Annotated in this window: 10 protein-coding genes; 5 read left to right on the forward strand and 5 right to left on the reverse strand. The window is 71.6% G+C overall.

Translation table 11 applies throughout. The features are described from left to right. The first annotated feature begins 111 nt into the window (after positions 1–111). The gene (locus SSOG_RS07425) at positions 112–1,500 is read left to right on the forward strand and encodes a uracil-xanthine permease family protein (RefSeq protein WP_039936827.1); all 1,389 of its coding nucleotides are present in this window, start codon (positions 112–114) and stop codon (positions 1,498–1,500) included. Between the two features lie 345 nt (positions 1,501–1,845). Here the strand turns inward: SSOG_RS07425 and SSOG_RS07430 are convergent, their stop codons facing one another. Continuing rightward, positions 1,846–2,700 carry a helix-turn-helix transcriptional regulator gene (locus SSOG_RS07430; protein ID WP_009713595.1) on the reverse strand — a complete coding sequence of 285 codons (855 nt, stop codon included), beginning with the start codon at positions 2,698–2,700 and terminating at the stop codon, positions 1,846–1,848. A 133-nt stretch (positions 2,701–2,833) separates the two neighbouring features. Between SSOG_RS07430 and SSOG_RS07435 the strand changes: the two genes are divergently transcribed. Both SSOG_RS07435 and SSOG_RS07440 read left to right on the forward strand, forming a co-directional pair. Then, positions 2,834–3,718, forward strand: a complete 885-nt coding sequence (locus tag SSOG_RS07435; protein WP_009713596.1) for an NAD-dependent epimerase/dehydratase family protein — start codon at positions 2,834–2,836, stop codon at positions 3,716–3,718. 86 nt (positions 3,719–3,804) lie between these two features. Then, complete coding sequence (locus tag SSOG_RS07440) at positions 3,805–4,506, forward strand: DUF5995 family protein (protein ID WP_039936829.1); 702 nt, start codon at positions 3,805–3,807, stop codon at positions 4,504–4,506. Here SSOG_RS07440 and SSOG_RS07445 read toward each other — a convergent pair whose 3' ends face one another. From SSOG_RS07445 to SSOG_RS07460, 4 genes are all read right to left on the reverse strand, one after another. Further along, complete coding sequence (locus SSOG_RS07445; protein ID WP_009713598.1) at positions 4,507–6,216, reverse strand: flavin monoamine oxidase family protein; 1,710 nt, start codon at positions 6,214–6,216, stop codon at positions 4,507–4,509. It abuts the gene before it with no gap. Positions 6,217–6,273: 57 nt separating this feature from the next. Further along, positions 6,274–7,071, reverse strand: a complete 798-nt coding sequence (locus SSOG_RS07450; protein ID WP_009713599.1) for a carbon-nitrogen hydrolase family protein — start codon at positions 7,069–7,071, stop codon at positions 6,274–6,276. Between the two features lie 187 nt (positions 7,072–7,258). Further along, positions 7,259–7,714 (reverse strand): Lrp/AsnC family transcriptional regulator, encoded by a 456-nt coding sequence (locus SSOG_RS07455; RefSeq protein ID WP_009713600.1) that lies wholly within the window; start codon positions 7,712–7,714, stop codon positions 7,259–7,261. 10 nt (positions 7,715–7,724) lie between these two features. Then, positions 7,725–9,197, reverse strand: a complete 1,473-nt coding sequence (locus SSOG_RS07460) for an amino acid permease (protein WP_009713601.1) — start codon at positions 9,195–9,197, stop codon at positions 7,725–7,727. A 313-nt stretch (positions 9,198–9,510) separates the two neighbouring features. Between SSOG_RS07460 and SSOG_RS07465 the strand changes: the two genes are divergently transcribed. Both SSOG_RS07465 and SSOG_RS07470 read left to right on the forward strand, forming a co-directional pair. Beyond that, positions 9,511–9,756 (forward strand): hypothetical protein, encoded by a 246-nt coding sequence (locus tag SSOG_RS07465; protein ID WP_039940782.1) that lies wholly within the window; start codon positions 9,511–9,513, stop codon positions 9,754–9,756. Beyond that, on the forward strand, positions 9,753–10,565 hold the full coding sequence (locus tag SSOG_RS07470; RefSeq protein WP_009713603.1) for a DUF2637 domain-containing protein: 813 nt from the start codon (positions 9,753–9,755) through the stop codon (positions 10,563–10,565). The genes SSOG_RS07465 and SSOG_RS07470 overlap by 4 nt, the downstream gene beginning before the upstream one ends. The last annotated feature ends 73 nt before the right edge of the window (positions 10,566–10,638 follow it).

Here is a 10,638-nt window from a genome sequence, read left to right on the forward strand (position 1 = left end):
GCTGTCGATCAACTGTGCGGTTGAGCTGTGCGGCCGAGGGCCGGGCGGCGCGTTTCCGGCCAACTAACATTGCTCCGATCCCCCTGTTTACGGAACCGAAGTGGAGCAGTCATGGGCCTCGGCGTGCGCTGGACCCTGCACGGCGACGGGCGCACCCCCGCCCCCGGAGCCGTCGTCCGGCCGGATGAACGGCTGTCGTGGCCGAGGACGGCGGGCCTCGGCGCGCAGCATGTCGTGGCGATGTTCGGCGCCAGCTTCGTCGCCCCCGTACTGATGGGTCTCGACCCCAACCTCGCGATCATGATGTCCGGGGTCGCGACCATGCTGTTCCTGCTGGCCACCCGCGGCCGGGTGCCCAGCTATCTGGGGTGCAGCCTGTCGTTCGTCGGGGTGGCCGCGGTGATCCGGGCGCAGGGCGGCGGCAGCGCCGCCGTCACCGGGGCGATCCTGGTGGTGGGCGGCGCGCTGCTGCTGAGCGGGCTCGCGGTACGGCGGTTCGGGGCGCGCATCATCCACGCGGCGATGCCGCCCGTGGTGACCGGTGCGGTGGTCATGCTGATCGGCTTCAACCTCGCGCCGGTGACCGCCTCGACGTACTGGCCCGCCGACCAGTGGACCGCGCTGCTGACCATGCTGGTCACCGGCGCGGCCGTGGTCTGTCTGCGCGGCTTCTGGTCGCGCATCGCGATCTTCCTCGGGCTGCTCTTCGGCTACGCGATCTCCTGGATCTTCGACCGCGTCTTCGGCACGATCCATTCGATCGGCGGCAGCGGGAAGGTCACCGACCACTGGCGGCTGGACCTGTCCGGCGTCGCCAAGGCCGACTGGGTCGGGCTGCCGTCCCTGCACGCGCCCGAGTTCCACTGGTCGGCGATACTGGTCGCGCTTCCGGTCGTCATCGCGCTGATCGCCGAGAACGCCGGGCATGTGAAGGCCGTCGGCGAGATGATCGGCGACCCGCTGGACGACCAGCTCGGCACGGCGATCGCGGCGGACGGCGCCGCGACCGTGCTGTCCACCGCGGTCGGCGGCCCGGCCACCACCACGTACTCCGAGAACATCGGCGTCATGGCCGCCACCCGCGTCTACTCCACCGCCGCCTACTGGGCCGCGGCCGGATTCGCCCTCCTCTTCGGACTGTGCCCGAAGTTCGGCGCGGTCGTGGCGGCGGTGCCGGGCGGGGTGCTGGGCGGCATCACGGTGATCCTGTACGGCATGATCGGGCTGCTCGGTGCGCAGATCTGGGTGCACAACGACGTGGACCTGCGGAACCCGCTGAACCTGGTGCCGGTGGCGGCGGGCGTGGTCATCGGCGTCGGGGGCGTGAACCTGAAGATCAGCGACAACTTCGAGCTGAGCGGGATCGCGCTCGGAACGATCGTGGTGATCGTCGGCTACCACGCGCTGCGGGCGCTGGCACCGGAGCACCTGAAGCCGTCACGGGAACCGCTGCTGGACGCGGGGACGAGCACGTACGACGACGACACCCGCGCGCCGTAGGGCCTTTCCCCAACCCCGCCCCTTCCCGAACCGGGGACACCCCGGGCCCCGGCGCGGGTGCCGCGCGGAAGCCCGCACAGGGCGGGTGCATGGGCCCGGACTCCGTCCGGGAGGTGCCGCTGACGCTGCGGGCTGCCGCTACCCCGTAGACGCCTTTCCGGACACCCGAACGCGCAGCCCGGCGCGGCGGGGCCGGGACGGCGCCCCGGCGCCGGGACACAAAGCGGCGGGCCGGGACCCTGCGGCGGGGCGCGTGGCGCCGAGCAGGCATCGGAGCATGCAGTCGGGGCCCGGGGTGTCCCCGGTTTCGGGGAGGGGCGGGGTGGGGATTCAAGCCCGCCGGGGTCAGCCGCTGGGGGTCAGGGCCTGTAGGCCCACCACCCGCAGCAGTTCCAGGCGTTCGGCCGACTCCGTGCCCGGGACCGCCGTGTGGACGATCAGGCGCTGGGCGTGTTCCGCGCTCAGCAGGACCTCGCAGTCCAGCTCCAGCTCCCCCACCACCGGGTGCACGAACCGCTTGACGGTCGAGCGGCGCACCGCGACCTCGTGGGTCTCCCACAGCGCCGCGAACTCCGGGCTCGCCGCGCGCAGTTCGGCGACCAGGGCGGCCGGGGCCGGGTCGTCGGGGCGGGCGGCGACCACGGCGCGGAGGTTGGCGACGTGGATCCGGCCGTGCTCGGCGAGGTCCTCGGTCGGGAAGAGCCCGGAGTCGGGGTCGGACGGCCGCCGGAGGAAGAAGCTGCGGACGATGTTGCGGTCGCCCGGCGGGCGGGCGGTGATGTCGCCGACCAGGGCGGCCGCCATCGCGTTCTGCGCCAGCACATCGCCCCAGTCGGTGATCACCTGCGCCGGGGTGTCGTACAGCCGGTCCAGGACCCGCAGCAGGCCGGGGCGTACATGCCCGGAGGTGGTGCGGTTGCGCGGCGGTTCCTCCCCGACCAGGTGGAAGAGGTGGTCGCGTTCGTCGTCGGTGAGCCGGAGCGCACGCGCGAGCGCGGTCAGCATGTGGCGGGACGGACGCGGGCCGCGGGCCTGTTCCAGCCGGGTGTAGTAGTCCGTGGACATGCCCGTGAGCTGGGCGACCTCCTCCCGGCGCAGCCCGGGCGTACGCCGCCGCGGGCCGGGGGTGAGCCCCACGTCGGCGGGGCCGAGCCGGGCGCGGCAGCGGCGCAGGAAGTCCGCGAGTTCCATACGGTGCACGGCTCCATCGTCGCGCCGCGGCCGTTCCGTATCCAGGGTCTGCCGATCCCTGGATAGGCAGGTCTCTCCCGTCGCTCCACCACTCGGCACAGGCTGTCCACCAAGCGATCAAGAGCGAAGGATGGATGATCGAATGCCGTTGATTCTGGTGACGGGTGTGACAGGGCGCGTGGGCCGACGGTTCACGAAGCGGCTGCTGGAGGGGGCCCGGTCCGGTACCGAGGTACGGGTGCTGGTCCGCGACGAGGAGCGGGGCGCGCCGTTCGCGGCGCTCGGCGCGCAGGTCGCGGTGGGTGATCTGCGCGAGGAGAAGGATCTACGGAAGGCGATGGACGGGGCGCACGCCGTGGTCAACATCGCGGCGGCGTTCCGCGGGGTGCCGGACGAGGAGGCGTGGGCGGTCAACCGGGACGCCGCGGTGGCGCTGGGACGGGCCGCGGTGGAGGCGGGCACGAGCCGGTTCGTCCAGGTCAGCACCAACCTCACGTACGGCGTCTCGCGCGGGCGGCCGCTGGTGGAGGACGACGAGAGCGTGCCCGGCGGCGTGCTGTGGGGCGCGTACCCCGCCTCGAAGGCGGAGGCCGAGCGGGAGCTGCTGGCGCTGCACCGGGACCACGGTCTCGACCTGCGGATCGGCAGCCTGTCCTTCGTGTACGGGGACGGCGATCCGCATCTGGCCGAGGCGCTCCGGCTGGGCGGGACCTGGGCCGGGAACCAGCGGCTGGCCATGGTCCACCACGCGGATGTGACCCAGGCGCTGCTGCGGCTGCTGCGCGCCCCCGGCGGTACGGCGGGCGGCTCGGTGTCGGGGCGGAAGTACAACATCGTGGACGACGCCCCGGCGACCATGGTCGAGCTGCACCAGATCCTCGGGGCGCCGCTCCCCGAGGGCCTGACCGAGCGGACGGACGGCGACACCTGGTGGGGGTGCACCTCCAACCGGCGGCTGCGCGAGGAGCTGGGCTGGCGTCCGCTGTACCCGACGATGTGGACGGCCTACGACGCGGGCGCGCTGTAACGGGGCTGCCGAAACGCTCCGCCATACGGGGGATGTGACGGCACACCAACCGGCGGCGAGGGGCGTGCGCTGCCACGCTGTCCCCCATGACGATGCCCGCCCAGCGGCTGGACGCGCCGCGCACCGTGCAGAGCGTCGTGGCGCGCATGAGCGCGCTCGGCGCGGCGCTGCCGCCCGAGGACGGGGTGGCGGTCTTCAACCGGGTGTATCTGTCGGTCACCGAGGAGGTCGGCCGCCGCCTCGGCACCGGCTACTTCCAGGACCCGGCCGCCACCGAGGAGTTGGACGTACGGTTCGCCGCCCGCTATCTGGCGGCGGTCGACGCGGGGGTGGCCGGGAGGCGGCCACCGGCCTGCTGGCGGCCGCTGTTCGAGCTGCGTGGCCATCCCGCCGTCCGCCCGGTGCAGTTCGCGATGGCCGGGATCAACGCCCACATCGGGCATGACCTGGCGCTCGCGCTGGTGGACACCTGCCGGTCCCGGGGCGCGGAACCCGCCGCCCTGGAGGGCGACTTCGACCGGGTCGGGGCGCTGCTGGGCGGGTTGGAGGAGCGGATCCGGGAGGAGCTGATGCCCGGCCCGGATCTGCTGGAGGCGGCCGATCCGCTGACCCATCTGGTCGGCTCCTGGAGCCTGGACAAGGCGCGGGACGCAGCGTGGTCGGCGTTCCGCGCCCTTTGGGGACTGCGGGCGCTGCCGGAGCTGGTGGAGGAGTTCGCGGAGCGGATCGACAAGAGCGTGGGGCTCGTCGGGCGCTGTCTGCTCACTCCCCTGCCGGCCACCGGATAGTCAGTCCTCCGGGAGTTCGACGGGCGCGATCTCGTCGTACAGATCGCCCGGCCCCGGGTTGTGCGGATCGGTGGCGCCGCCGAAGCGGTGCATGACGCCCCACACCGCGTTGAGCGCGGTCTGTACGGCGCCCTCGGCCCAGCCCGCGGTCCAGGAGATGTCGTCGCCGGCGAGGAAGATACCGCGCTGATCGGCCGGCAGCCGGTCCTGCATGAAGTGGGTGAACAGCCGCCGCTGGTAGCGGTAGTGGCCGGGCAGGTTGGCCTTGAACGCGCCCATGAAGTACGGCTCGTTCTCCCACGACACCGTGACCGGGCTGCCGATGATGTGCTTGCGGATGTCGACCTTCGGATAGATCTCCGACAGCGACTTCAGCATGACCTCCATCCGCTCGTTCGCGGACAGCGGCAGCCACTTGAGGCTGTCGTCGCACCAGGTGTACGAGAGGCAGATGACGGCGGGCCGGTCCGGGCCGTTGTCCAGGAGGTACGTACCGCGGGTCATCCGGTCGGTGAGCGTCATGCTCATCGTGTCCCGGCCCGTTTCCTCGTCCTTGTCCAGCCAGAACGGCCGGTCGACCGGCACGAAGAGCTTGCTGGACTCCATGTAGTGGGTGCGCTCGATCGCCGTCCAGTGGTCGATCGGGAAGAGCGAGTCATCGCAGTCGATCTTGGAGAGCAGCATCCAGGACTGTGCGGTGAAGACGACCGCCTGGTACGAGCGGATGTCGCCGTCCGCGTCCGTCACCACGATCCGGTCGCCCGCGGCGCGGTGCAGCCGGGTCACGGCCGGGCGCGGCACGCCGTCGTGCAGGGAGGACAGCGAGGTGCCCTGCGCCCAGTGGACGATCTTCTCGGGCTCCCGCTCCCACAGCCGCAGCGGAAGCTGCTGGCTGCCGCCGACGATGCCGCGGTGGTGGTCGTCGGCCTCGGTGTAGACGACGCGGAGGATCTCCAGGATGGAGTTGGGGAAGTCGGTGTCCCAGCCGCCGGTGCCGAAGCCGACCTGGCCGAAGATCTCCCGGTGGCGGAAGGACGTGAAGGCGGAGGAGTTACAGAGGAAGCCGTAGAACGTCTGATTGTCGAGCTTCTCCACGAGCTTCGCCCAGATCTCGCGGATGCGCGGGACGTCGCGTTCGCGGATGGCGCGGTTCATGTCGGAGAAGTCGGCACCCTCCTCCAGACAGGCGTTCCAGGCGTCCGCGACCTCCCGGTACACCTGCGGCAGGTCGTCGATGGTGCGGGCGTAGTGGGACTCGCCCTTGAGGTCGACGACCGTGGACGGGGTGTCCGGGGCCAGCGGGTTGGGGAACGGCTCGGTGACGAGGCCGACCAGGTCGATGTAGTGCTGGAGCGCGGTGGAGGACGGCGGGAACCGCATCGCGCCCATCTCGGCGGTCAGCTCCCCGTCGCAGCCCTCGAACCCGACGGTGCGCAGCCGTCCGCCGATCCGGTCGGCCTCGTACACGACGGGCTTGAGGCCCATCTTCATCAGCTCGTACGCGGTCACGATGCCGGACAGCCCGCCGCCGATGACCGCGACCTCGCTGCCGTGCTCGGTCGCCGGTATCTGGCCGAGGCCCGCGGGGTGGGCGAGGAAGTCGTCGTAGGCGTACGGGAAGTCCGGGCCGAACATCGTGACGGGCGGAAGGGTGTCGGCGTGCTCGGACTCGTGCTCGTCATGGACGGCGGTGGGCACCGTGGACGTCATCGGACGGACTCCTTGCGGATCGAGCGAGGGTGAGGGGAGGGAGGTGAGGGGGCGGGGTCAGCCGAGGGACCCGTACAGCCCGGGGCGGCGGTCGCGCAGATACGTGTTGATCCGGCGCGAGGTGGCCAGCAGGCGGGGGTCGGCGTCGCCGATGACGAGTTCCTCGGAGCGTCCGGCCCGGGCGCGCATGGTGCCGTCGGGCCCGGCCAGACAGCTCAGCCCGATGAAGTCGAACTCGCCCTCGGGGCCGCTGCGGTTGACGTACGCGATGTACATCTGGCTCTCGAAGGCCCGTACCGGGACGAGGGATTCCGCGACGAACTGGAAGGGGTGCATCTGCGCGGTCGGCACCAGCAGCAGATCGGTCCCGGCCAGGGCGTGGGCCCGGACGTTCTCCGGGAACTCCACGTCGTAGCAGATCATGATGCCGATCGTCAGCCCGCCCAGTTCGGCCTGGACGACGGGGGTGTCGCCCGGGGTGAACCAGTCGTTCTCGAAGCATCCGAAGAGATGGGTCTTGCGGTAGTTGGCGAGCGGGGCGCCGTCCGGGCCGACCAGGCGGGCGGAGTTGTGGACGGCCTGCCCGGCGCGCTCCGGGTAGCCGTAGAGGACGGCGATGCCGTGCTCGGCGGCGATCTCGGCCACGGCGCGGCCGCTCGGCCCGTCGGCGGGCTCGGCCAGCCCGTGCACACCGTCGCCGATGGCGTAGCCCGTGAGGAACATCTCGGACGTGACCAGCAGCCCGGCCCCGTCCGCCGCGGCGCGCTCGGCGGCGGCGTCGAGGGCCTTGAGGTTACGGGCGGGGTCGCCGGGGTGACCGGAGCTCTGGAGCAGGGCGGTGCGCAGCGGCGGCATGGAGACCTCTGGGGAGACGTGACGTACGCAGAAAACGGTACGTTGCGCCGAGAACGACCGACAAGCCGCGATCGTTGCGCGCTCCGCGTGGATCCGTTACGCGTTTTCGGCCCGGTACGGCGATTCGTTGCGCCGGGGCCGGAGCGGCAACAGCCACTCCGGCCCCGGGGCACTGCGCGGGGGCGTCCTACGTCGGGGCGCCCGAGGTGTAGCGCCGCAGCAGCGGCGACAGCACCAGCACCGACTTGGTGCGCTCCACGAACGGCTCACCCGCTATCCGCTCCAGCACCCGCTCGAAGTGGCGCATGTCGGCGGCGAAGACCTGGACGACGGCGTCCGCGTCGCCGGTGACGGTCGACGCGGACGCCACCTCCGGGTAGCGCGACAGGCCACGGCGGATGTCGTCGGGCGAGGTGTTGTGGCGGCAGTACAGCTCGACGAACCCCTCGGTCTCCCAGCCCAGCGCCGCCGGGTCCACCCGTACGGTGAAGCCGGTGATGGCGCCGTCGGCCCGCAGCCGGTCCACCCGCCGTTTGACGGCGGGGGCGGAGAGGCCGACCAGCTCGCCGATGTCGGCGTAGGAGCGGCGGGCGTCTTCGGCGAGGGCGTGGACGATGCGTTCGTCGAGGTCGTTCAGTCGCACTGCGGGGGAGTCACTTCTCTGCTGTGGCCAGTCGGGATCGGCGCATGCCGTATGCGAAGTACAGCACAAGCCCGACGGCCATCCAGACACCGAAGACCACCCAGGTCACGAGTTCCAGACTGTTCATCATCCACAGGCACAGCCCGAAGCCGATGAGCGGGAAGAGCGGCGACAGCGGCACCCGGAAGGTCCGCGTCATATCGGGCCGGGTCCGGCGCAGCACGATCACGGCGATGTTGACCAGCGCGAACGCGAAGAGCGTGCCGATGCTGGTGGCGTCGGCGAGCTGGCCGAGCGGGATCGCGGCGGCGAGGACGCCGCAGAAAAGCGAGACGATGACGGTGTTGGCACGCGGCACCCCGGTTTCGGCGTGGACCTTGGAAAAGACCGGGGGCACCAGCCCGTCTCGGGACATCGCGAAGAGGATGCGGGTCTGCCCGTACAGCACGGTCAGCACCACGGAGGCGATCGCGATGACCGCACCGGCCGCCAGCACGACGGCCCAGAAGCTCTGGCCGGTCACGTTCTCCATGATCCCGGCGAGCGCGGCCTCGGTGCCCGAGAACTTCTTCCACGGCAGGGCGCCCACCGCGACCGCCGCGACCAGGCAGTACAGCGCGGTGACGATGACGAGCGAGAGCATGATCGCGCGGGGCAGGTCGCGCTGCGGGTTCTTGGCCTCCTCACCGGCCGTGGAGGCGGCGTCGAAGCCGATGTACGAGAAGAAGAGGGTGGCCCCGGCGGCGCTGACGCCCGCCATGCCCAGCGGCATGAACGGCGTGTAGTTCCCGGCCCGGATGCCGGTGAAGGCGACGGCGCAGAACAGGATCAGCGCGGCGATCTTCACCCCGACCATGATCGCATTGGCCCGGGCGCTCTCCTTGGCGCCGCCCAGCAGGAAGGCCATGGACAGCAGCACCACGAGCAGCGCGGGCAGGTTGAAGATGCCGCCGTCGCCGGGCGGGGCGGCCAGCGCGTCGGGGATGGTGATGCCGAGCGTGCCGTCCAGCAGCTCGTTGAGGTACTGCCCCCAGCCGACGGCGACGGCCGCGACGGAGACGCCGTACTCCAGGATCAGACACCAGCCGCACACCCAGGCGACCAGCTCGCCCATGGTGGCGTAGGCGTACGAGTACGAGGATCCGGAGACCGGGATGGTGCCCGCCAGCTCCGCGTACGAGAGCGCGGAGAACAGCGCGGTGAGCCCGGCTATGACGAAGGACACGATGACCGCGGGGCCCGCGTCCGGCACCGCCTCGCCGAGGACGACGAAGATGCCGGTGCCCAGCGTCGCGCCGATGCTGATCATGGTCAGCTGCCAGACGCCCATCGAGCGCCGCAGGCTTCCGCCCTCGCCCTGGCCGCCCTCGGCGACCAGCCACTCCACCGGTTTGCGCCGCATCAGGCGGGCGCCTGGCCCACCGGCCGGAGGCTTGCCCTCCGGTCGCTGGGCGGTGGGAGGGGCTGCGCCGTGCTCCAACACGTGGGTGGCTCCTTAATCGCTGCCATCGGCTTGGCGTACGGGGGTGGCGGACCGAACGCGGGCATAGGGATGCCCGGTGACAAATCCGCAGATGGGAATCGCCGAGCGGTCGATCTGGCGCCACTCGGCGTTAGCGCAAGACCCTATGAGTCGTCCGGCCGTGGCCGTAATGCACCATCCTTGCGCATACGTGTCCGAACATTGCGCGCGGGGGCGCTCGCCAGGGAATCATTGCGACACCCGTGCGCGCGTCACCCCCCGATTCACCCGAATGCCGCGATACGGCACCAATTTGGCGGTCGTTGGTGGGGACGTGACGACTGACAGGCTGCAACCCCCTGACCACGCTCCGCTCACGACCGAGCCCGTGTTCCGGGCCCGGGACCACGGGACGGAGGAGGAGCGGTTCCCGCACGATTACCCCCTCGAATACTGCTCGAGGGTCTGGGAGGACTTCCTCAGGACGCTGGGCAGGATCGAGGACGACTTCCTCCAGCGCTCCGGTACGAAGGGCCCCGGTACGGCGGAGCCGGGCGTCGAGGCGGGCGTCCAGGCATGACGTACACCGAGCCGAGGCCGGGCGGCTACGGGCCCCCTCCCACCGGCCACTACCCGCCGCCCATCCCCTCCGAGCGGTTCGACCTGGGCGTCGACTACGCGATGAATCCTTTCCCCCTGCCGGACCCGGATTCCCTGGAGGGCCGCTGGGACCTGGAAGGAGACCTGGCGCGGCTGCTCCAGACCACCTCCGCCGGCCCCCATGTGGCCCCGCCCGTCCCCCCGCCCGTCGCCGCCTCCGTCCCCACGGCGGCCCCCGTCGAGGACCCGGCGCATTCCACCGGTCCGATCCCCATCCGGTCCCCCTCCCCCACGCATGTGCGCGGGCGCGGCAAGCGCCGCCGGGTCCGCTTCCGGCTGCCGACGATGCCGTGGCTCCAGATGACGAGCCTGATCTTCGCGGCGATGACCACCGTGATCGTCGCCATGCTGAGCGTGCTGGGCGGGATGATCTCGTACCCCCCGCTGCGCTATCTGGCCTCCCCCAGCACCTCGGAGTCCATGGCGGCGTGGTGGCCCCTGCTGGTCTACGGCCCCTGGCTGGTCGCCTCGCTGTCCGTGCTGCGGGCCGCGCTGCACCGCCGCGGGGCGGCGCACTCCTGGGCGGTGGTCGTGCTCTTCTCGACGATCGCGGTGTTCCTGTGCGTCGCGCACGCCCCCAAGAACGCGCCCAGCATGGCCGTCGCCGGACTCCCCCCGGTCGCCGCGCTGGTCTCGTTCCACCAGCTGGTGCGCCAGATCACCCTCACCAGCCCGCCCCGGCACGCCCTGCCCCGGCGGGGCGGTGATCCGCGCGGCGTCATCCGCTGACCCTCGGCCGACCCGACGCACGCACGTGGCCCCCACTCACCCGAGCCGAGTGGGGGGCCACGTGCGTCCCGTC

This window comes from Streptomyces himastatinicus ATCC 53653, assembly GCF_000158915.1.
GTDB lineage: Bacteria > Actinomycetota > Actinomycetes > Streptomycetales > Streptomycetaceae > Streptomyces > Streptomyces himastatinicus.